The following is a 22,083-nucleotide window of genomic DNA, read 5'->3' on the forward strand; positions in this document are numbered from 1 at the left end:
CGTGAATTGAATGGTTTATTTATAATTAGGCTCTTTATCCTTAGCCTGTGTCAAAAAATCCAGCAACGCATATTGTTTAAAACGGATCACCTCAACACCTAGCATGTCGTTAATTGATTTCATGCTTTCCATTAGTGGTAATAATTCATTGAACCAAAATACCATTGCGGCTTTTTCAACATCACCAAGGCTACCTGAGCCTTGCGGGATGATCCCCATCAGTTGTGGTGGTATCCGGTGCATAGCCAACAAATCATCGCGCGTGGTGTCCTTGATACCGACAAACTCGTCTTTGGCGCTGATTTGTGAGAATGGCAAAATTTGAATTCCATCCTTGCCCCCGTTGGCGGCATACACAAAGATATTCTTAAATGCTTTGCCTTTGCGAGCTTCGGTGAGTGATTTTTTTAATGACTCGACGGCCTTGTCGTCAGCCAATGCCGCGGAAAGATATACCATCACACCGGCGTGGCTGCCATTCTCATAATAGTTTGTCCGAAATAGGGTAGCCGAATGATTCAAGTTAGCGGAAATAAGCCCCGCCAAGTAATCGGGAACGCCATATATCTCTTGGTGAATACAGGGGTTTTTCAAATGAATAACGCTATTTTTGCGAAATTCATAAGGCATCTTGGTAATTCTTCACTTGCCAGTATTGCCCCTCATTCACACCGGCGTGGGTATACTTAGCCAAAGAGGTTTTTAATGTCAGCATATCGCCGAGCCGGTTAATGCGCTTTTCAAGGTAACCATTACCAAAAACGACAAAATCCTGCGCTAAGGTGGTGAAGTCAGGGCGTGATAAATAGGGCGTTGGTTCAAAACAGCTGGTGATCACATTACACTTAAACACTAACGGTGATTGATGGTAGGCCGCTGACAAGGTAAACGAGCGCGCAATACCAGTAAAATCAATCGGGGTTTCATACCAGCGGTCATTGTGGTTGCATTCCATGCAGTCCAGCAAATCACCGCCGCCAGATACAATGACGGCGGGCAAAAGGTAAATGAGCAAAACTCAGGACTTTGTGTTTGTTTTTCGGTTACTGTTAATTCCCAACAAGCCAAAGAATTATCGCAATCCGAACTAATGAATATCCTCGTGACTGCGGTAAATTAACTCTAATTGCGGATGACTCCATAAACTGGCGGGGGTCACTGTCGCACGCTCCCAAGGAATATGACCGATAAACCACAATTTCCAAAAGTTAAGTTTGGCTTCGGGGTTTTTACTTAATAAATCTTTAAAAGTTTCAATTTCACCTACGTTAATTGAAAGCGCTGACTGGTAAATATCAAATACAAATTTCGAGCAGAACTGGCGGGAAGAGTGATAATCAAAGCCAGTATGATAAAATTTATTAAGTCTTGAAGGAACTTCTGCAACTAAAGCTGCTTTTTGTTCATCCGTTAGGTGGTGAGTAAGTCGGCGAACACCATATCTTTGCCCAGCCGAACGTTGAATAAAGCGAGTCAAAGTCGTGACAGTTGATAGCGGTACTCGGCTTTCTGCTACTAAATAATCTTGCCCGTTATGACCAATTATCAAGCCAACATGATTGCTCCAACATAAAGAGGCTGACGCTATTTGGCGAAATAACGTAGTGCCAATACTTGTAAAGATAATATCGCCGACCTCGAGGTTTTTAGGGGGAGTATTATTTGTCATTATTCATATCTCTCAATAATTTTAACTCTGTTTGATAGTAATCCCTGACAAAGAGTCACAGCAATGAGAATACGGATTAAAATCGCGTATTAAATTAAATAATACGTTTTCGTTTAGGTTATATTGATTATAGGTTATGCAACTCAATTTATTTTATTGTTTGTAGGGCATGGCTCAATGCGATAATACTACGCGTAATCTCAGTTTCAGTATGTGCAGCATAACCGAATAAAATAGCGTTGTTTTCATGACTATTCATACAATAACGAGACAGTGGCTGTACACCAAAACCTAACTGATGGCAGGTAGAGAGTATAAACGGCAAACTAATTCCCGGCTTTAACCAACAAACAGCATGGATCCCTGAATCTGTTTGCTCAACGTTAAATACATGGGGCAAATAGGTGTTAATTGCACTAATTAATGCATTTTGGCGTGAATAGCAAACTTTACGAACTTTACGCACATGGCGTGCATAATGCCCCTCTTGAATAAACTGTGCTAAAGCGGCTTGTTCTAAGTAACCTGAATGGCTATCACTGTAATATTTCATCATAGTAAAAGGCTCGATCAGAATTTTTGGCACAATTAAAAATCCTAAACGAAAACCCGGATACATCATTTTAGAAAAGGTGCCGGCATAAATAACACGTTGATGCGCATCAAGCCCTTGAAGTGCTTGAATAGGTTTAGATAAATAGCGAAATTCACTGTTGTAGTCATCTTCAAAAATCCATGCTTGATTCTTGTTTGCCCACTCTAATAGCGCTAATCGTTTTGTTAAGCTCAAAGTCGTACCAAGAGGAAATTGATGGGAAGGGGCGGTGTAAACTAAGCAAGCGTCAGGGTAAGTTTGTGCGGCCATCGTAATATTCATTCCATCACTCTCAGAAGGAATTGGGCAAATATTGGCTCCACGAGCAGTTAAAATAGCTCGCGCACTGTCATATCCAGGATCATCTAACCAGACTGAGCTACCTTGTTGTAATAATACGCTTGCGGTTAAATTAATCGCCTGCTGAGTACCATTTACAATAATAATTTGCTCTTCGCTGCAATTAACCCCACGCGTTGAGTGCACATAATCGACTAATATTCTTTTTAGTGGCGGATAACCTGCCGGATGATTGTAGTGAGGAGTTTCTTGTTTTGATCTTCTCCAAACCCTTCCTAGTAATCTTCCCCATAAATCATGGGGAAACTGATCAACGCAACCAATGCCGATATTGAACATCTGTTTTTTATTCGTATTAGGCCGAGACGTTTTCCATAATGTCGTTAAATGACTCATCACGGGATTGAGATTAGGTGCAGAATATTGCTGTTTATCGAGAGGATCTGTCTTGGATGTTAATTTAACCAGCTCATCAGGTATGGTTGTAGAAACATAGGTACCAGAGCCTTGACGAGTAACTAAATAACCCTCGTCGATTAATCGTTCAAAACCAGCAATGACTGAATTGCGAGATATCGACATCATTTCAGCAAAAGCACGACTCGAGGGCAGTTTGATCCCCGCAGATAATCGCCCATCAAGAATGGCATTTCTGATGGTGTGATAAACATTTTCTTTAATACAACCTGCTTCTAAGAGTAAATGAGGGAAGAGAGCTTGCGGTTTACGTTTCATTAGAAGTGGATCCTAAATAAATATCAAAAGTGTATCTTATTTAGTACCAGATTGATATGTAATATAACGCCATTGTTTTATATGTCGAATCGTTAAAGGATATATCATGAATAACAATATGTTACCTGTTACTGTTGAGTTTGTGTCACCCGAGCATTATTCGCAATGGCTAGTTTATTGGTTGCAGTATCAAGAATTTTATAAAGTGGATTTAAGCGAAGAAATCACATTAAAAACATGGGAGCGTTTTTTCGATGAAAATGAGCCTATGTATTGCGCCGTTGCACTTGAAGGTGAAAAAGTGGTTGGTTTTGTCAATTACCTCTACCATCGCTCCACATGGGCGGAAAATAATTTCTGCTATTTGGAAGATTTATTTGTTTCGCCAGACGTAAGGGGGCGTCAGGTAGGAAAACATCTGATTGAATTCGTGCATGAACAAGCAAAAAAACAAGCTTGTGGACGTCTGTATTGGCATACGCAGGAAACCAATTTACGAGGGCAGCGCTTATATGATTGGGTTGCTGAAAAACCAGGTGTGATTGAATATAGAATGCCGTTGTAATCTTTTAGTGATTTATTCATGAGATAGGTTACATACCCACTCATCATCCGAAGATTTTTTATCCTACTTGTGATCTCTTGGCGATTTCTGCCATCCCCACTGTTTTTGCGAGCGGTGGGGCTTTTATCTCCTTTGCTATGCTCATTGTTTTAATTTCAGACAAAGTTCAAAGTAGCTTTTTGTTAAGTTATATCCGACTGTTATTGAAAAATAACAGTAAACAATCACTACATGTGATATTCAAAGGAAAACACCTTGTTGACACCCGTCAACGAAGTAACTACAGTACGGATACAGGAGGGAAATGAAGAGACATCCAAACAAACACATTCAATCAGTGATTGAATATGCTGTCTCTAAAGGCTGGGTTTTGGTATCAGCGGGTCATAGTTCGCATGCCTTTTGCCGTTTACGCTGTGGTGACGCGAATGATGCACATCAAAACCATCAAATGAGCGTGTGGTCCACACCAAGCCGTCCTGAGGATCATGCTAAACAGATCAAACGGAAAGTTGATAGTTGTTATCGGTCTGGAAATTAATTTAAGGCGGCATTGCCGCCTGTTTCAAGCGAATAATCTAGGGGATGAGAAAGGTCACCTAGAACGGTATAGATAATAAAATGGTCTCAGTTAAAGGTATCTATTAACGAATCCATTAATGTATGGCGAGTATCAAGGAGAATACAGTGTCACTATACAATTTCACGTTGGTGCTTTCAGGTGTTAATGCTGATACCCCAGGACTCGAAGATGCGCTGTATGAAAGTGGTTGCGGTGATGCGCTAATCTGTTTTTATGGTAAATCGGTCTATCTAGAATTTGATAGAGAGGCTAAATCATTAGATGATGCAATTGAGTCAGCTATCCATCATGTTGAAACATCTGGGTTAGGGGCAAGAGTAGAATCGGTTGATTCGGTGCTCGTCGGCTTGAGTGATATTGCTGATTTAACACATCTCTCAAGGCAAGCGGTTGCAATGCTGAAAGATGGTAAGCGGGGTGCAGGGGATTTTCCAAACCCAATACAGCGTATTAAAGGCCAATCCCCTTTATGGGATTGGGCTGAGGTTGCTAATTGGTTACAAATTAATGGCAGGTTAAATCACCATCCTGAATTAGTAACGAATGCGAAGGCATTAAGTAAATGGAACTTGGCATTACGATCAAGTGTATGTGATGATTTGCTTGAAGTTGAATCGATAACGAAAAAAATCGTCGATAATAGGCAAAAAAGAGCAGCATACGCCGATAAAATGAATGTTAAATAACCAATCTTAAAATACTCCCTTATTGACATAAGGGGGTAATTTTAATGCTCATGATATCTAAGCCGCTAGCTACAACTCGAATACTCAATGCTTGTGGTAGCAGGGAAGCCAATTTTCTTGGTTCAATGTTAGAGTGAGTAAGGAATGTTTTAAGTTGCCAGTTGTTTACGTACTTCCATAAGCGCAAAACCTAATAAATTGAGCCCTTTCCAAGTGAGAGGGTTCTCGATATTTTCACTATCTTCAGCAAGGCCGATCCCCCATATTTTATCAACAGGGCTTGCCTCCACTAATATTCTTTCATTGGTATTTAATAAAAATGTTTTTAACTCTTCATTTTGTGAAAACTTAGCAAGATTTGCTGCGACAACAATATTAAATCTATGTTCATCCCATATGCTCTGTTGAAAGCCTCGTACCTCTCTACCGAATGCTTTTGCAGCGCCAGGATTTGGGGCATGGATAATTTTCTCGAAACTTTCATTGTCATCAAATAATCGTGCTTTTTCTGCCATCATAAAATGTTCAGCACTGGCAAAGCGATTGCCTTCAACCATAAAAGTAGCTGGATACCATTGGCTCAGGCAACTCTTGGTAACTTGTTTTTGTTTTGATTGATGACCCCAGAAAAAGAGGTATTTCAATTTTTTACCTGTTCGGTATTGTTTGCAAAGGGTTTGGATATCCATAATAAATTGTTCTAATAAATTTCTATTGGGGTAGCGTATCGATAAATTCTTCGAAATACCATAAGAAAGACCTGTAGTTATAGCTTAAATAGATTGATTAAAAAGTAACTGGCAAGTGTTGAAAATTAAATAAAACGTGAGGCATCAGACATTTTTTATAAATGATATAAAAAGTCGCATTTTCACGCGTGAATAGAGCCATTTTTACCTAACTATTACATTTTGTTAACGATACAGTAAGCCCTCTTATTGGGTAAGGTTATTAACGAAAGTAAAGTATAAAAATATGGAACAAATATTGTTAGTTTTATGGCCTTTATTTGCACTGATAGCAATGGGTTTTATATTACGTCGTTCATCGCTGTTTTCGGTTGATTTTTGGCCTAGCGCTGAAAAACTGAACTATTTTATTTTGTTTCCTGCTTTATTGATTAACAGTTTAGCGAGTGCCCCACTTGATAGCCCTAAACTGCCTTATCTCGCGGGTGCGATATTTTTTGTGCTTATTATTAGCAGTGTATTAGTTCTAATTTTTAAATTACTTTTTAAAATGCCAATACCACGGTTTGGTGCTCATATTCAAGGTATTACCCGCTTTAATACTTATTTAGGGCTTGCAATTATAGCCGATTTATTTGGTACTGATGGCATAGCGATTGCTGCCGTCATTATGGCGATACTGGTGCCAAGTTGTAATGTTATTGCGGTCTTAGCATTAACCACTGGCTCTAAAGTTTCTATCAAACAGTTATTTTTACCGATCATTAAAAACCCGTTAATCCTCTCTTGTATTATTGGTATTTTGCTGAACTTATCTCCAATAGGATTACCTTTTGGTTCAGGACAACTATTAAAGCTACTTGCGGCAGCGAGTTTACCATTAGGGTTAATTTGTATTGGCGCGGCATTGCAAACATCGACGCTCAGGAAAGAATTTAAGCCGCTAATGACCTCTACGCTGTTACGTTTATTAGCGATGCCAGTATTAGCGCTTTTAACAGCAAAATTATTCTCATTACCGGAGTTTGAAACCGCGTTATTTGTGATTTTCTTTGCAATACCGACGGCGCCGACGGCTTATATTTTAACTCGTCAACTAAATGGTGATAGTCAGCTTATGGCAGGCATCATCACTTTGCAGACCGTAATTGCTGTCGTGACATTACCATTCATTCTTACCCAGATAATACATTAACTCATTGCTGCTATCGTTATTTAGCTTAAGTGAGATAATGGGTTTGATAGAGAATCGCTTTGTTAAAATATGGGGTTAATTTTGGGGATAAAATGGTTGTAGGAATAACGCATTATGACAGTTTTAGATAAAATATGTCTAATGGCTATATCTACATTCAAAATTCTGTTTATTGAGAACGCTAATGCCATTTTGTATTAATCAACAACCCCAAATAAACCAAACACTCTCGATTCCCAGTTCACGCGCGATAGAGGCTATTTTTAGTTCACCCGAGAAGCTCACAACCAAAGAATCTGAGTTGATGGGGATAAAAATTAAAGGTATTAAAAATAATACGCTATTTGTCGTTGAAAGTAATACTGGGCAGCCATTAAGCCTCAGCAAAGCAGAATTTCAATGGCTTTTTGAAACCAAGGTTGTAAGGCGTTTACAACCTGAAAAGACGAATTTTTTATCCCCAACGCGAATGTATAAAGGCTTGTTTGAATAATATTAAAGACATACACTGCTGCTTGATAAGGTAATAATATCATTTGATGATAAGGGGTCATGTGTGTCTTTAGAAAAATGTCAAAATAATGAAAATCTATCTATTGATGAGGTATTAGATAAACTTTCATTGCTGTACACAAATGCCATTGATTCTTTAAGAAGTGCCATTGCAGCTTATGTGACTGATGGGCAATTACCTGATGCGGATGCCCGCAAAAAGGGATTATTTGCCTATCCTGAACTATGTGTTGAGTGGCATGGTCAAATTGATCATTGCGTAAAAACGAGGGCATATGCACGTTTTGTTAAGCCCGGACAGTATCGTATTACGGTGACCCAGCCGGATCTATTTCGTCAATATTTAACCGAGCAACTGAGTATTTTACAGCAAGGTTATGATGTCACTTTTTCTGTTTACCCCTCACAAACTGAAGTGCCATACCCGTTTGTGATTGATGGTTCTGATTTAGCTTTAGATAGAAGTATGAGTAGCAGTCTAGCGGCTCATTTTCCTATTACAGATCTTGCAGATATTAGTGATGATATTACCGATGGTTTATTTCAATCCGCAGAGGAGATGCCCCTTTCTCACTTTGATGCTTTGCGTGTCGATTTTTCCTTAGCGAGACTGAAGCATTATACGGGAACGCCGCCAGAACATGTGCAACCTTATATTTTGTTTACAAATTACAATCGTTATGTCGATGAGTTTGTAAGCTGGGCTTGCGAGCAAGTTAGGGATCCGAATAGTCGTTATGTTGCATTATCCTGTGTAGGGCACAATTATTTAACGGCTGAAAACGCTGACCCACAAATTGCCACGTCTGATCTCACATGGAAAAAATTCCAAATGCCAGCGTATCATCTGATCGCGAAAGAGGGTGTAGGAATAACATTAGTTAATATTGGTGTTGGTCCATCGAATGCAAAAAATATTTGTGATCACTTGGCGGTATTACGGCCACACGCATGGTTAATGATAGGCCATTGCGGCGGCTTACGTGAAAGTCAAAAAATTGGTGACTATGTATTAGCTCATGCCTACTTACGTGATGATCATATTTTAGATGATGTTTTACCCCCTGATATTCCCATCCCAAGTATCGCAGAGGTACAAAGGGCACTGTACGATGCAACGAAACAAGTCAGTAATATGCCAGGTGAATTAGTTAAGCAACGGCTAAGAACAGGTACGGTGGTAACAACGGATGATCGTAACTGGGAATTACGCTTTTTTGCAACGGCCCGCCGTTTCAGCTTAAGCCGTGCTGTTGCTGTAGATATGGAAAGTGCGACTATTGCGGCTCAAGGTTATCGTTTTAGGGTGCCATATGGGACGCTATTATGCGTTTCTGATAAACCATTACATGGTGAAATCAAATTACCAGGGCAAGCAAATAGCTTTTATGAAGGGGCAATTTCAGAACATTTGCAGATTGGTATTCGAGCGATTGATCTTTTGCGACAAGAAGGCGATAAACTGCATTCAAGAAAATTAAGAACCTTTGATGAGCCTCCTTTTAGGTAATAAAAAAGTATAGATACCGAATCAATGACATTTGCAGTGGCAAATGAAAAAATGAGGTATGGGTGAATTAAGCGAGTTATTAACGCCATGGTTGATGAACTAGATATTTCTGAGGTGAGTGAGCTATCGGGCTTACCGCCATCGACGTTGCGCTATTACGAAGAAAAGGGGTTAATTACCCCGATTGGTCGTAAAGGTTTGAAGCGTGTTTATCATGGTAAAGATGTGATGACTCGCTTATCACTTATTGCTTTAGGGAGAGAAGCAAAATTTTCACTTGATGAAATAAGCACCATGTTGAATCAAAGAAATGGACCAACGATTGATCGTGGCTATTTAATAACAAAAGCAGAGGAAATTCAAAAAGTCATTGATGATTTGTCGGCGTTAAAAAAAGGTATTTTGCATATCGTCAATTGCCCTGAAGAAAATCATTTAGCCTGCCCTAAATTTCAAAAAATAATGTCGATAGGCCTACGAAATAGCCGAAAATTCAGCCAATAAGGCATAATCTAGTGGGTATAACCGCGTGATTATCCCACTTTTGATAACAATTTATCCCATTTTCCTTCATAGAAAGCCTTTTAGATCTTAACTACACTTTAGGTATTGCTACACTGATTTAAAGGGTCCTATGTCTACTCACTTCTTAGCATTTGAAAAACCTATCGTCGAACTTAATGAAAGAATCGACGCCTTAGTGGCTTTTAAACAAAATAGCCAACAGCCTGATATTGATTTCGATGAAGAGATCAAGTTGCTGGAGAAAAAATGTTTAACACTGACAAAGAAAATTTTTTCTCAGCTTGGTGCTTGGGAAATAGTTCAACTTGCAAGGCATCCATTGAGGCCCTATACCCTAGATTATATTTCGCTGATTTTTACGGAATTTCAGGAGTTGGCTGGAGATAGGGCATTTGCGGATGATAAGGCGCTTGTTGGTGGTCTAGCACGCCTTGACGGGCAACCTGTTATGGTTATAGGTCAACAGAAAGGGCGTACCACAAAAGAAAAAGTGATGAGAAATTTCGGTATGCCTTCCCCGGAAGGTTACCGTAAGGCATTAAGGTTAATGAAGATGGCTGAGCGTTTTCATTTACCTGTAGTGATATTCATTGATTCTGCGGGGGCATATCCCGGTATTGGTGCAGAAGAGAGAGGGCAAGCTGAAGCGATAGCACGAAATATTATGGAGATGTCTTGCCTAAAAACACCTATCATTTGCGTGATAACAGGGGAAGGTTGCTCTGGTGGTGCACTGGCAATAGGGGTTGGCGACCGTATTAATATGTTGGAGTACAGCACATATGCGGCAATATCTCCGGAAGGTTGTGCTTCAATCCTTTGGAAAGATGCACAAAAAGCGCAAGTTGCTGCGGAAACAATGGGAATGACAGCCAAAAGGCTCAAGGAGCTAGGTATTATTGACACTATTATCCCTGAACCGCTCGGTGGCGCACATCGCGATTATGTATTAGCGAGTGAAAATTTAAAACGGCAGTTGCTTATTGATTTAGAGGCCCTCAAAAAACGGGATGTTGATCTATTATTGGCCGAAAGATATCAGAAAATTATGGCGTTTGGTTACTGTTAAGCATGATATAGTCATTTTTATCTGAAGTCGTTTGGTGATAGAAATGAATATAGAGCAATGGGCGAATGAGTTTGATAATTACCTGCTAAAAAACTGGGTTAATGATGATAATGCCCATGATATTTTTCATCTTAGGCGAGTTTGGCGTACGGCACAAAAAATTATGGAGCCAATAGAACAAGTTAATCCTTTGGTTGTATTGGCTGCCTGTTATTTTCACGATTTTGTCTCATTGCCGAAAAATCACCCCCAAAGACACCAAGCATCTTCTTTAAGTGCTGATAAAGCGGTGAGTGTTTTTCAGTCTCATTTTCCAAGCCTACCTGAACATTACTATGAACCGATTGCTCACTGTATTATCACCCATAGTTTTAGTGCTCAGCTCGAACCAAAAACGATTGAAGCGAAAATTGTTCAAGATGCGGATAGGTTAGAAGCACTTGGCGCAATTGGCTTAGCGCGTGTTTTTGCCGTTAGTGGCCAATTGAATAGGGCATTATTTGATGCAAATGATCCTTTTGCACAAAATAGGCCACTGGATGATACTCAATGGGCTTTAGATCACTTTCAGCAAAAATTACTTAAATTACCGAGTACTATGCAAACTTCAATGGGAAGATTGCTCGCCACTCAAAATGCGAATTATTTAGTACAGTTTATGGCGAAATTAAGTGCTGAATTAAAGGGGAATAGTGTCCAGTTTGATGATCATATCATCGAACAGTTTTGGCTCTAATTAAGGTAGTGGCTTGATGTATTCAATAGGGATAGGCGATAAATGTCGGTTGATCTGAATTTATTAAGAGTTTTTGTTTCTGTGGCGTCTCAGGGCAATTTTGCTCGTGCCGCACAACAACTGTCTATGCCGACATCGAATGTTAGCCGGAGTATTAAGCAATTAGAAACTCAGCTCAATTGTCGGTTAATTGAGAGAACAACGCGGAATATGAGGCTGACAGAGCAAGGTGAAATATTATGGAAGCATAGTCAAAATCTCTATGCAGAGCTTGATGATATATTGAGCCAAATAAGCCATCGTGAGAGATTAACAGGAACATTACGGCTCACTATTCCTAGTGAGACGGGAAGCCTACTATTAGCCGACATAATCACCGATTTTGCTCTGTTGCATCCACAATTAACGCTTCATTGTGATACTCAGCTTATGCCTTTAGATGTGATTAATGATGATATCGATTTATTATTAACGTTCCATCGGGGTGAATTAGGCGATAGCAGCTATCATTCGAAATTAATAAAAGCTTGGCCGAGCGTTGTTGTGGCGGCTCCTCATCTTATTGAACAAACGGGCAAGCCGAAAAACCTCACGGAGCTAGCTAATATGCCTTGTATTTCAAGTTTAAGTGCAATAGCCGGTCAGCCATGGATATTTATCGACCAACAAGAACGCCCTCAAAAACTCAATATTAATAGTCGATACCGAGTTAATAGCGGTATTTTAGCTAAAGTTGCTGCATTAAAAGGGATTGGCTATGCCATTTTAGCGATGGAATCTTGCCAACCAGATATTGAGCAAGGTTTACTTGAAGTTATTGAGTTTGATGAGCGACCCGCTCCGATTGAATTACGTGCAGTTTATGCGAGTCGACGTTCATTATCACCGAAGATTGATGCTTTTTTGCAATATTTAATCCCATTATTTGCCAATAAGAAGGTGTAATTGCCAGACTCAATCATGCTGAAGTATGGCGTAATTTCAGGGTGAGTCCTTTTAGAAAATAGCGCAGTAATTGGTCACCACATTCACGGTAGTTTTTATGTTCGGGGTGACGAAATAGGGCGTTAATTTCGGGTTTAGATACTCGAAAATCGGCTTTTTGGTAGATTTCTATCATATCGGTATCTTTTAATGCAAAAGCGATACGGAGTTTTTTAAGGATAATATTATTGTTGATATGTGTTTCAACTGTCGGAGCAGGGTGGTTATCGCTTTTACCTCGACGAAAATAGACTAAACCGTTAAGGAAGTGAACCAAGGTTTTATCATTACACTCCCTATATTCGGGGGAATCATCTTTCTTTAGCCAACTTACTATTTCTGCTTTGGTCACCGTTAAACCAGAGAGCTGCATAATTTCCACCATCTGGTTATCACTAAGGTCTAGTATGTAGCGAATACGACGTAAAACATAATTATTAAGCATGGCTATTGATTTTCCATAAATTAAGTTTTCTAAATCAATCACCAATGATAGTTATCAATGTTGAGATTCAAAAATATTGAGGCGTTTTAAGAAAGGCATACTAGAGAGTAATTTTGTTTTTATCAATATAAGAATGCGTAAAATAGACGATTTTAGCCTACCTTACGCATATTGTGTCTGACGTTGAATTAGCCGATAAAATAGATGAGACTATAAAAAAAGACTAAGGTTAACCCAACAGTTAATAGCATATTTTTCAGTAACGCCGCGGCAACGACGCAAAATAAAGCTCCCCATAAATAGGGGTTATCAGGGAAATCCCGCAACGCATGATTATCTAACAGGATCACCGGAGCACAAATTGCGGTTAATAAGCAAGGCGCTGAATAACCGAGAGCCTGTTTAATAAACAGTGGCAACCTAACAGGAAGCTGTGGGATCAGAAAAACGTAACGTAAAGAGAAAACAATAACCGTCAGTGTCAGGATCAATACCCAAATCATTTTTCTTCCTTAAGTAATCGAGAAACAATAACTGAAACACACATCCCCCCAACACCCGCGATGACAATCGCACTACTTATTGAATATAGAGAGAGGGTAACGGCCACAACTAATGAAAATATCACGCCACAAATTGTGCTTATTTTCTTTGTCAGTGGAACAACAATCGCTAATAGTGTCGCAACCACAGAAAAGTCTAAATGTAAGCGACTTAGGTCAGTAATGAAATTGGCCATCATAATGCCAAGAAGGCTGGTGATTAACCAAACAATATAAAAACTGAATCCAGCACCAAATAAATAAGGAAAACTGAGTGGCTGCCGTTTAGCAGCACTAATAGCAAATAGTTCGTCTGTTAATAAAAAGCCAATGCTTAAACGTTGAGTGGCAGTAAAATCCTTAACATGAGGCCGCATTGTTAGGCCGTATAGCAAATGCTGTGAAGTAATAAAGAAGACAGATATAATAATAGTGATATAACCCGCCCCAGAATTAAGTAAACCTAAAGTAACAAGTTGTGCTGCGCCAGCAAATATCATCGCTGACATAGAAATACTTTGCCAAAATGAAAGTCCGGCTTCAACAGCCATTGAACCTGCTAAAACACCCCATGGGATCACTGCTAAATTCAATGGAGTCATGTGCAGAGCCCCATGAGTAAAAGCACGTTGCCATTGGCTACGTTGTTGTGAATACATTGATTTAATACCTTTTTTGCTTCGTTATTTTTATCATACTGTCGAGTTGAGATGGCTGATAGAATAAAATTGCTCTTGATATGAGTGTATTATCACCAATGCCATGGCATAAAAGTAAATAACTAGCCTTTAATTTACACAATGTGGACAATTTGCACGCAATATTCCCAGCTATCTTTTAAGCAATAATAAAAGCGGTTATTCAGCTGATAACGGAAATAAGGGCTAGCATAAATGAATGCCGCCACTGGTAATATGCCGCGTATATTGGCTAGGTGTGACCCCAATGGATTTCTTAAAATGCCGTGTGAAATGGCTCTGATCAGAAAAACCACACTGGTTTGAAACATCAGCAGGTTTCTCCCCTTGTAATAGCAATTTTTTAGCTTTGTATAATCTTGCTTGGATTAAAAATGTATGGGGGGTTGTGCCTGTATGTAATTTAAACTGACGTAGAAAATGCCACTGACTTACCCCAGCAATTGCTGCTAACTCACTTAGGGAATGATCCTGCTCTGCGGTGCTCATGATTAGGTCACAAATATCCTGCATACGTTGTTTTGCAGGGGGAATATCATTGGGTTGTACTCGGCTTTTGTTGTATTTCAAAATAAGCCAGCTCATTGATGAGAGTAATAAGGTCTCTTTGAATAAGGTGTTATTGGGTTGTAATAATAAATTAAATAGTAAATTTAACTGAGCTGCTAAACCGGGATCTTGGATCACTGCGTTAGGGAACCAAGGGATCACTCCGTAGTTATCCGTTTTTAAATCTAAGGTTAAGCGTTGAAACATTTCAGGGGTAGGATAAATAGCTTTATAGGCCCAGCCACCAGCTACAGCAGAAGAGCCTGTATGGATTTCATCCGCATTCACCACAATAATGTCGCCTTTAGGTGCATAATGGTTTTCACCAGTACGAAAAAATTGCTGAGCACCATCTTCAATCACACCAATACAAAAGCCTTCATGGCTATGGCGGGAAAATTTTTGTTGATGGTACTGGGCTTCTATCATTTCTAAGCCACCCAGTTCTCGCAAATGAAAATAATTGGCACTTTCCATCCCAATACCTACTCTTTACCCATGATAAAAACGGAATATAAACACACAGTTATATTGCATTAAACGTATGCTATTTATACCCTTAATCTTAATTATTTTCACTATCACTACCCAATGGCCTATTTTGGGTTATTATTTCAATTTTTCTTAATATTGCAGAATAAAAACCCAAGATAAATGTTAGTGTCAATACGATTCTATTTTTAGTTTATTTCGTGAATTATTGGTTCATGAAATTCAATATTTTTAGATTATTCAACCTAGTTTTTGGTCTATACATGGCATATTTGCCCATATTTTTATTTGCGCGTAGTGATATCTTTTATAGTAAGATAACCCCGTGTATCATAGTCAATATTAACTGAATATGTTTATTTTTTGTTATAACTTTTATTAAGTTAGCGGGTTCCTTATGCTTGAAAATCTTGGTATCACAAATTTATGGACGTATTTAATCGGTGTCATTTTTATTACATTGGTGCCAGGCCCAAATTCTTTGTTTGTGTTAACGAGTAGTGCAAAATATGGCATTAAAAATGGTTATAAAGCCGCGCTAGGCGTATTTACGGGTGACGCGATACTGATTTTTTTATCGTTTTTAGGGGTTGCTTCACTGGTTAAAACATCACCTATCTTTTTTAGTGTAATTAAGTATGTTGGCGCTACCTATTTAGTTTATTTAGGAATAAAAACGCTGTATAGCGTCTTTCATAAAAAAGAGCCGGTTGGGGATGTGGATGCAATAGTATTAGCAGCGAAAGGAACATACCAAAAAGCGGTGTTTTTAAGTTTGCTTAATCCTAAAATGATCATTTTTTATGTGTCATTTTTTATTCAGTTTATTGATCCTGCTTATCCTAATGCAGGCATACCGTTTTTTATTTTAGGCAGCATTCTTGAAGCATGCAGTATGATTTATCTATCAATGCTGATTTTTGGTGCTGTTGCTGTTACTAACATGGTAAAACATAACAAAAAACTGTCTAAATTATCTAATAGCTGCATTGGTGCTATCTTCTTAATGTTTGGGGCTAAATTAGCGTTAGCCGCCTAGTTTTTAGGGGTATATGATGATGCCGGCCATGAGCCGGCTTTTTTATCACTGTAATCTCGAAACAATTCTCAAGTCTCTAATACAACCCGTCGTCCAAAATTGTGCTCTGAATTTCAGTATCATGTGATTTGGAGTGGAATTATTGCGGTACAAATGTGTTCAGAAATAGTCTGGCTAATGGAACGGTGAAAGAGCACGTTTGGCTTCCAACATAGATAAACGACATAATAAAATTAAAATTATTCTGTGAGAAAAGGATGTATACCTGATGAAGCATTTAATCAAAATTGCCAGCCGTTATGCAAAGCCATCTATTATCAATGATTATATTGAATGTGGTTATGTTGCTGCCGCGCTAGAAGCGGAAGATGGTGAAATTTATACAGGTATTAGCATTGATACGGCGTGCTCTCTGGGTTTTTGTGCAGAGCATGGCGCTGTTGCTGAATTACTCAAAGCAGGAAAGTCGGTCATTAAGTCGATGGTTGCCGTTGATTCCGCTGGAAATGTTGTACCGCCTTGTGGGCGTTGTCGAGAATTAGTTAGTCAATTATCCAATAAAAATAAGCAGACGCTCGTTGGGGTCGATAATGAAACTCAAGTCACCTTAGAGCAATTGATGCCTTATGATTGGAAAGCCACACAAAATAGAGAACAATAGAATGATGACGCAAGAGGATAAACATTTCACGGCAACGGCATTGCTGCGTAATCAAAAAGGGGAGTTTTTATTACATAAGCATCGCAAATTAGGGTGTTGGCTCCCACCGGGAGGGCATTTAGAAGATAATGAAGAGCCTCAAGATGCGGTAATGCGTGAAGTACGGGAAGAAACAGGGTTAGATTGCCGCGTGATTGATTGCGCCTATCCAACAGCAACCAAGGTAACGGGTTGTGAAAAAGTCACTGCTTTGCCCATGCCTTTAGCCATCTTAAAAGAGTTTATAACTGATAAAGAAAAAGGGGATCATTGGCATATTGATATGGTGTATTTATGTGAGCTTGTATCGCCAGATAAAACGCCTGATCCTGCATTTTGTTGGGTGCCTTTTGAAGAGCTAGCCAATCTCAATATCCCACATGATCTACTGCAATTGGCAAGCATGGTAAATGAAACTAACTTGTTGAAATAAAATTTATTTTATATTTAAAAACAACAATGAAACACCGAGCGCCATTAATAACAGACCAATTATTTTATCCACCACGAATTGGTAATTGAGAACTTGGTTGCGTATGACGGGCGCTGCGAAGAATAACGCGATCAAACTGAACCATAGCCAATGAACAAAAGAGATAAAAAACCCATAACTCAAATTAAGCATTAATGAGTGAGAATTTTGGAGCACTTGCGTATATACAGAAACGACAAATAGCATGGTTTTGGGATTTAATGCATTAGTTAAAAAGCCCATTTTAAAGGCAGCAAATCTTGTAGGTTTAGGTGTTTCACCGGTTTCTGTATTGATTTTTTGTTTATTGGTAAATGAGCTAAATCCAATATAAATTAAATATCCCACACCAAATAATTTCACAATAGTAAAAAGCGTCGGTGAGTTCATGATAAGCAGTGTTACACCGAATACAGTATAAAAAACATGAACCTGCACCCCAAAGGCTATACCTAATGCTGCAAGCAACCCAATTTTTGTGCCATAAGCATAACTACTACGTGTCACCATGGCAAAGTCGGGACCTGGACTAATTACCGCTAAAATAGTCATGGCTGCCATAGCAATAAGTTCATTCATGTTAACTGTCCTTAATAGGTAATAAAAACTGATATTAAAAATTGCTGATATAAATCATCTTGTTTATTAATTAACTGTATTATCAATAGATTGTATTTAGTTAAAAAGCGATTTATGCTGACGTAAATCTGTCAGTTTTTGTTACCTATATGATGAAATTACCACCATTATCCTCATTACGTTTCTTTGATGCCGCCGCGCGTCATGGCAGCTTTGTTAAAGCGGCGGATGAACTCCATGTCACGCATAGTGCTATCAGTCGCCAAATACGTTTGCTTGAAGAACAGATTGGTATTGCATTATTTGAGCGGCGTAACCGAGCGGTTTTTTTAACGTTGGCAGGCAAAAAGCTATATCAAACAACGAGTGAAATCTTTGCTCAATTGGATAAGACATTAGCAGAGCTTGGCAGTGTCGTTGATAGTAATGTGGTGAGTATTTCTTGTGAACCCACTATCGCTATGAAATGGCTTATTCCTCGATTAACGCAATTTTATCAGCAATTTCCTCATATTACGGTGCATTTGATTGCGGCAGGAGGGCCTATTGATTTCACTAAAGCAGGTGTTGATCTTGCTTTTAGGCGTAATGATTTTAAGTGGAATAGCCATATTTATGCTGAAGAAGTGTGTCGTGAAAGGATGGGGTTAGTGCAGCGGCCCGATTTACATTGGCACGATGGCTCCAGCGACATTGCGTTACTGTATCCAGCTTCTCGTCCCTCTGTTTGGGAGCAATGGCAACAGCAGATGGGCAATAGTCAGCAAGGTAATCGACAGGTTTCATATGAACATTTTTACCTTTGCATTCAGGCGGCCATTTCTGGTCAAGGGGTTGCGATTGCTTCATTTTTAATGGTTGAAGATGAGTTGCAATCAGGTCAATTAACCGCGCCTTATGGTTTTATCGAAGATGGTTCAGCTTATTATTTGTTGGCGCCCAAGCCACCTGTTGTCGGAAGTGCTTTGCACCTATTTATTGAGTGGCTAAAAGATTGCCTTCAAGAAAGCTATACACTAACCCAAAAGGAGTAGCACAGATTTTACTTTACGCTCGAATTGTTTATTCTTTCAGCAAAACCATGTAATAAATAAAGATTTTATCACATAACTATTTTATAGCGTGTTATATTTCCAGACTTGGGTTTGTCGGTTTATTAAGTGGAGTGAGTAATGAGTAAATTACGGGTAGGTGTCATTTTTGGTGGTAAATCAACAGAGCATGAAGTGTCATTGCAGTCAGCGAAGAACATCATTAATGGTCTTGATCGCGATAGATTTGATGTATGCTTAATCGGCATTAACAAACAGGGGCATTGGCATGAATATGATGAAGCTGATTTTTTAATCCATGCAAATGATCCCGCTCGTATTGCACTAAGTACGCCAAAACGCAGTATCGCTATTATCCCTGGTAAAACAACCCAGCAATTTATTTCCCTTGAAGATGCTCAGCCACTCCCTCAAATTGATGTTATTTTCCCCATTGTGCACGGTAATTTGGGTGAAGACGGCTCTTTGCAAGGGTTATTGCGTATGGCTAATTTACCTTTTGTTGGCCCAGGTGTTTTAGGCTCTTCAGCCTGTATGGATAAAGATATCACTAAGCGATTACTACGCGATGCGGGGCTACATGTTGCACCTTTTATTACGCTGACAGCGTCGGATCGCACTGAAGCCAACTATGAAGCGGTTGTTAAACAATTAGGCCTCCCATTATTTATTAAACCGGCTAACCAAGGCTCTTCTGTTGGGATCAGTAAAGTGACTAATGAGGCTGAGTTTAAGGCAGCATTGGATTTCGCTTTCTTGTTCGATATGAAAGTCCTGATCGAAAGTGCAGTGAAAGGCCGTGAGATAGAATGTGCGGTATTAGGGAACGAACAGCCATTGGCAAGTCCATGTGGCGAAATTGTTCTACATGATAGCTTCTACGCTTATCACACCAAATATATCGATGAAAATGGTGCGTCTGTGGTAGCACCAGCGGATTTAGATGTTGAAGTGAGTGATAAAATACGGGAAATTGCATTACAGGCTTATCGTGCACTCAATTGCAGTGGTATGTCTCGCGTTGATGTTTTCTTGACCGAAGATAATCACGTTATTATCAATGAAATTAATACACTACCAGGGTTTACGAATATCAGTATGTACCCTAAATTGTGGCAACAGGGCGGAATGACATATCAAGCGTTGATCAGCCGCCTTATTGAACTAGGCATTGAAAAATATCAACAAACCATTGCTTTAAAAACAGCGTGTGATGTCAATTAATTGACTAATATCGCGGTATTTTATTAGCGTGCGATGTCACGCTAATAAAACATCGGTTAGTTTATGCCTTAATCTCGGTGATGCTGCGCAACATTTTTTTGCAGTTGCGTTAAGAATAACTGGGTTTCTTTTGGCGTCGTTAATCGAATAAAACGTATATGTTGATACTGTTTATCCGCCATACTGGCTATCCTAGGCCATTTACTTTTGTGATAGGTCGTTATCATCCATATTAGGATGGAATCACGACTAAAAAAGACATTTTTCCACGACTCATAATTCCCTGTATCCGGCCAAAGCTCTTGTTTGCTTCTGATCCGTGAGAACACTCGACGCACCGATTGATAAAGCGTCCGTAAGAATGAGTAATCAAGCCAAATCACCAGCTCAACCTCTTTCCATTTAATGGGTTGTGTCCGAGTATAGTTACCATCAAGTACCCAGCCGTTTGGTGCATTTTGCAGGGCTTGCGATAATTTCTTATACAATTGCTCATCGGTTGCGGGTTGCCAATTTTTTTGCCAATGAAGAGCATCCATTTCTATATATGGAACAGCGTAAAGTGACGCTAATTGCCGGGCAAAGGTGCTTTTACCACTGCCACTACAGCCAATAACATTAATTTTCATGAGTTAAATCATTTTATGGTAGATATGCCGTTCAGGTTTACTGAAGGGTAAAGTTGCACAAAAGCGTTCTGGAAAACGAAGCTTATCAGTGAATTATTCTATTTGATCAAACAAAAAATGCTCAATGTCTTGATGTCACTATTCAGGCAAAACATAAGCAGTACCAACTTATGGTTCAAGAAAAGCGGCATTGGTTTTAACGTAAGAGACTCACAAGGTGCATGGTGATAACGACACCCACACCTTGTTTATTGCGATAAGAGATCAAACTATGCGTGATGTTACTAGTACTTTTGCTGCCGTAGGGGCTAATTGCCAGCCTAATAAATTACTTGCACCAGACATAGTTAATATAACGGAATAAAGGTTCAAATCCGAACTTTTTGTATAGGTCGAAACCGGCTTCTGAGGCATCAAGGAAGCAGTGTTCAACACCTTGTTGATGACAAAATGCTAACGCATAAGCGATTAATTGTGTCGCGTAGCCTTTCCCTTGGTGTGCTGGCTCCGTACCAATATCATCAAAACGTGCAAGGCTACCTTCAATAGTGACGGTCATCGATGTTGCTGGCTCTCCAGCGACTAAGAGGACAAGATGAAATTGTGGCGCACCTTGCAATAAAGCATCTTCATGATAGCGGACATATTCATTGACAACCTTATCGTGTTCATCCGAAATATAAAACGCAGATACTAAAGGCTTAGCCCACAATGAAAGGTCATGGTTCGCAAACACAATATCCACTTGATTTTCAGGCAGTTCTACAGGGAGTTGTTTATCAAGTGATAATGCCATTGCTGTTGTGACGCTGTCACGTTTGTAGCCTAAGGCAAGTGCCTCATTGACAATATCTTGCTGCATTTCTTCAGGAACAACCAGTGTATGATTTTTCTTTTGTGCAACAAAAAGGTGATGAGCCTGCTTAAATGCTTGAATCGATGATTCAGGTTGAAGATAAATAAAGTTAAATACAGGCGAATTTAGAGGGGTAAGGTAACATATAGTATGTTGTTCGATCTGGATACTGTGCTCACAAATCGATGTCCAAAATGTTTTTTCGATGGACTGATAATGCCTTAAGTAGTAGAGCGGAATATTCATGTTTCAGTTACCTGACGCAAAGCGTGTTAATCGATAGGGGCTAAGTGCTGTCTGCTCTATGCCATGTATTATTTCATCTTGTGCCAAATGGCAAATTAATGGTGCAAGTGTGATAGCAGCGTGCATACTAATAATATATAAACCACTGAAATCAGCAACTTTACCGACAATTGGCATCTCATCCTGTGGCATAGGTCGCATTCCTA

28 protein-coding genes are annotated in these 22,083 nt (G+C 39.3%); 15 read left to right on the top strand and 13 right to left on the bottom strand.

The annotated features are described in order from the left end of the window. Positions 1–15 precede the first annotated feature (15 nt). From PSE69_RS19870 to pdxR, 4 genes are all read right to left on the bottom strand, one after another. Positions 16–630, bottom strand: a complete 615-nt coding sequence (locus tag PSE69_RS19870; RefSeq protein ID WP_404824037.1) for a phage portal protein — start codon at positions 628–630, stop codon at positions 16–18. After that, positions 620–1,015, bottom strand: a complete 396-nt coding sequence (locus tag PSE69_RS19875) for a hypothetical protein (protein ID WP_227698401.1) — start codon at positions 1,013–1,015, stop codon at positions 620–622. Before PSE69_RS19875 ends, PSE69_RS19870 begins: the two co-directional genes overlap by 11 nt. 72 nt (positions 1,016–1,087) lie before the next feature. Beyond that, the gene (locus tag PSE69_RS09660) at positions 1,088–1,669 is read right to left on the bottom strand and encodes a YebB family permuted papain-like enzyme (protein WP_004919702.1); all 582 of its coding nucleotides are present in this window, start codon (positions 1,667–1,669) and stop codon (positions 1,088–1,090) included. Positions 1,670–1,817: 148 nt separating this feature from the next. Further along, entirely contained in the window at positions 1,818–3,299 is a 1,482-nt protein-coding gene (gene pdxR, locus PSE69_RS09665; RefSeq protein ID WP_121874982.1) for a MocR-like pyridoxine biosynthesis transcription factor PdxR, read from the bottom strand. Positions 3,300–3,405: 106 nt separating this feature from the next. Here pdxR and PSE69_RS09670 point away from each other — a divergent pair, with 106 nt between their 5' ends. From PSE69_RS09670 to PSE69_RS09680, 3 genes are all read left to right on the top strand, one after another. Continuing rightward, positions 3,406–3,864: a GNAT family N-acetyltransferase gene (locus PSE69_RS09670; protein ID WP_053110212.1), complete on the top strand. Its 459-nt coding sequence runs from the start codon at positions 3,406–3,408 to the stop codon at positions 3,862–3,864. 304 nt (positions 3,865–4,168) lie between these two features. Beyond that, positions 4,169–4,405 carry a hypothetical protein gene (locus PSE69_RS09675; RefSeq protein WP_272513853.1) on the top strand — a complete coding sequence of 79 codons (237 nt, stop codon included), beginning with the start codon at positions 4,169–4,171 and terminating at the stop codon, positions 4,403–4,405. Positions 4,406–4,551: 146 nt separating this feature from the next. After that, positions 4,552–5,133 (top strand): helix-turn-helix transcriptional regulator, encoded by a 582-nt coding sequence (locus PSE69_RS09680; protein ID WP_053110211.1) that lies wholly within the window; start codon positions 4,552–4,554, stop codon positions 5,131–5,133. A gap of 149 nt (positions 5,134–5,282) precedes the next feature. Here the strand turns inward: PSE69_RS09680 and PSE69_RS09685 are convergent, their stop codons facing one another. Continuing rightward, positions 5,283–5,822, bottom strand: a complete 540-nt coding sequence (locus tag PSE69_RS09685; protein WP_004919711.1) for an NADAR family protein — start codon at positions 5,820–5,822, stop codon at positions 5,283–5,285. A gap of 286 nt (positions 5,823–6,108) precedes the next feature. Here PSE69_RS09685 and PSE69_RS09690 point away from each other — a divergent pair, with 286 nt between their 5' ends. From PSE69_RS09690 to PSE69_RS09720, 7 genes are all read left to right on the top strand, one after another. Continuing rightward, positions 6,109–7,017, top strand: coding sequence for an AEC family transporter (locus tag PSE69_RS09690; RefSeq protein WP_061064052.1), 909 nt, complete (start codon positions 6,109–6,111; stop codon positions 7,015–7,017). Between the two features lie 184 nt (positions 7,018–7,201). Beyond that, positions 7,202–7,510 (top strand): hypothetical protein, encoded by a 309-nt coding sequence (locus PSE69_RS09695; RefSeq protein ID WP_004919715.1) that lies wholly within the window; start codon positions 7,202–7,204, stop codon positions 7,508–7,510. 63 nt (positions 7,511–7,573) lie between these two features. Continuing rightward, positions 7,574–9,040: an AMP nucleosidase gene (locus PSE69_RS09700; protein ID WP_272675213.1), complete on the top strand. Its 1,467-nt coding sequence runs from the start codon at positions 7,574–7,576 to the stop codon at positions 9,038–9,040. 87 nt (positions 9,041–9,127) lie between these two features. Then, positions 9,128–9,544, top strand: a complete 417-nt coding sequence (locus PSE69_RS09705; RefSeq protein WP_004919718.1) for a helix-turn-helix domain-containing protein — start codon at positions 9,128–9,130, stop codon at positions 9,542–9,544. A 130-nt stretch (positions 9,545–9,674) separates the two neighbouring features. Then, positions 9,675–10,634, top strand: coding sequence for an acetyl-CoA carboxylase carboxyl transferase subunit alpha (gene accA, locus PSE69_RS09710; protein WP_036940204.1), 960 nt, complete (start codon positions 9,675–9,677; stop codon positions 10,632–10,634). A gap of 43 nt (positions 10,635–10,677) precedes the next feature. Continuing rightward, positions 10,678–11,370 (top strand): phosphohydrolase, encoded by a 693-nt coding sequence (locus tag PSE69_RS09715; protein ID WP_036940207.1) that lies wholly within the window; start codon positions 10,678–10,680, stop codon positions 11,368–11,370. Positions 11,371–11,412: 42 nt separating this feature from the next. Continuing rightward, positions 11,413–12,315, top strand: coding sequence for a LysR family transcriptional regulator (locus tag PSE69_RS09720; protein WP_040133123.1), 903 nt, complete (start codon positions 11,413–11,415; stop codon positions 12,313–12,315). Positions 12,316–12,328: 13 nt separating this feature from the next. Here PSE69_RS09720 and PSE69_RS09725 read toward each other — a convergent pair whose 3' ends face one another. From PSE69_RS09725 to PSE69_RS09740, 4 genes are all read right to left on the bottom strand, one after another. Beyond that, positions 12,329–12,799: a DUF1456 family protein gene (locus PSE69_RS09725; protein WP_014658339.1), complete on the bottom strand. Its 471-nt coding sequence runs from the start codon at positions 12,797–12,799 to the stop codon at positions 12,329–12,331. Between the two features lie 188 nt (positions 12,800–12,987). Next, positions 12,988–13,302, bottom strand: a complete 315-nt coding sequence (locus PSE69_RS09730; protein ID WP_004919731.1) for an AzlD domain-containing protein — start codon at positions 13,300–13,302, stop codon at positions 12,988–12,990. Further along, complete coding sequence (locus PSE69_RS09735) at positions 13,299–14,000, bottom strand: AzlC family ABC transporter permease (protein WP_040133124.1); 702 nt, start codon at positions 13,998–14,000, stop codon at positions 13,299–13,301. The genes PSE69_RS09730 and PSE69_RS09735 overlap by 4 nt, the downstream gene beginning before the upstream one ends. Before the next feature lie 225 nt (positions 14,001–14,225). Then, positions 14,226–15,065, bottom strand: a complete 840-nt coding sequence (locus PSE69_RS09740) for an AraC family transcriptional regulator (RefSeq protein WP_004919737.1) — start codon at positions 15,063–15,065, stop codon at positions 14,226–14,228. A 412-nt stretch (positions 15,066–15,477) separates the two neighbouring features. On the opposite strand from PSE69_RS09740, the gene leuE reads away from it, so the two are divergent. From leuE to PSE69_RS09755, 3 genes are all read left to right on the top strand, one after another. Then, positions 15,478–16,119: a leucine efflux protein LeuE gene (gene leuE / locus PSE69_RS09745; protein WP_036940216.1), complete on the top strand. Its 642-nt coding sequence runs from the start codon at positions 15,478–15,480 to the stop codon at positions 16,117–16,119. 268 nt (positions 16,120–16,387) lie between these two features. Then, a complete protein-coding gene (locus PSE69_RS09750; protein WP_040133125.1) occupies positions 16,388–16,780 on the top strand; it encodes a cytidine deaminase family protein in 393 nt (130 codons plus the stop codon). Between the two features lies 1 nt (position 16,781). Further along, the gene (locus PSE69_RS09755; protein WP_014658343.1) at positions 16,782–17,252 is read left to right on the top strand and encodes an NUDIX hydrolase; all 471 of its coding nucleotides are present in this window, start codon (positions 16,782–16,784) and stop codon (positions 17,250–17,252) included. A gap of 3 nt (positions 17,253–17,255) precedes the next feature. Here PSE69_RS09755 and PSE69_RS09760 read toward each other — a convergent pair whose 3' ends face one another. Beyond that, positions 17,256–17,870, bottom strand: coding sequence for a LysE family translocator (locus tag PSE69_RS09760; RefSeq protein ID WP_040133126.1), 615 nt, complete (start codon positions 17,868–17,870; stop codon positions 17,256–17,258). Between the two features lie 149 nt (positions 17,871–18,019). Between PSE69_RS09760 and PSE69_RS09765 the strand changes: the two genes are divergently transcribed. Continuing rightward, a complete protein-coding gene (locus PSE69_RS09765; RefSeq protein WP_014658345.1) occupies positions 18,020–18,904 on the top strand; it encodes a LysR substrate-binding domain-containing protein in 885 nt (294 codons plus the stop codon). Positions 18,905–19,042: 138 nt separating this feature from the next. Then, positions 19,043–20,146, top strand: coding sequence for a D-alanine--D-alanine ligase (gene ddlA / locus PSE69_RS09770; RefSeq protein WP_036940227.1), 1,104 nt, complete (start codon positions 19,043–19,045; stop codon positions 20,144–20,146). A gap of 68 nt (positions 20,147–20,214) precedes the next feature. Here ddlA and PSE69_RS09775 read toward each other — a convergent pair whose 3' ends face one another. From PSE69_RS09775 to PSE69_RS09785, 3 genes are all read right to left on the bottom strand, one after another. Then, positions 20,215–20,775 carry a hypothetical protein gene (locus PSE69_RS09775; RefSeq protein ID WP_004919752.1) on the bottom strand — a complete coding sequence of 187 codons (561 nt, stop codon included), beginning with the start codon at positions 20,773–20,775 and terminating at the stop codon, positions 20,215–20,217. Positions 20,776–21,103: 328 nt separating this feature from the next. Then, a complete protein-coding gene (locus PSE69_RS09780) occupies positions 21,104–21,877 on the bottom strand; it encodes a GNAT family N-acetyltransferase (RefSeq protein WP_004919757.1) in 774 nt (257 codons plus the stop codon). Between the two features lie 3 nt (positions 21,878–21,880). Continuing rightward, positions 21,881–22,069, bottom strand: coding sequence for an FAD-binding oxidoreductase (locus PSE69_RS09785; protein WP_014658347.1), 189 nt, complete (start codon positions 22,067–22,069; stop codon positions 21,881–21,883). Positions 22,070–22,083 lie beyond the last annotated feature (14 nt).

The organism is Providencia sp. PROV122, from assembly GCF_028482365.1.
Classification (GTDB): Bacteria; Pseudomonadota; Gammaproteobacteria; order Enterobacterales; family Enterobacteriaceae; genus Providencia; species Providencia stuartii.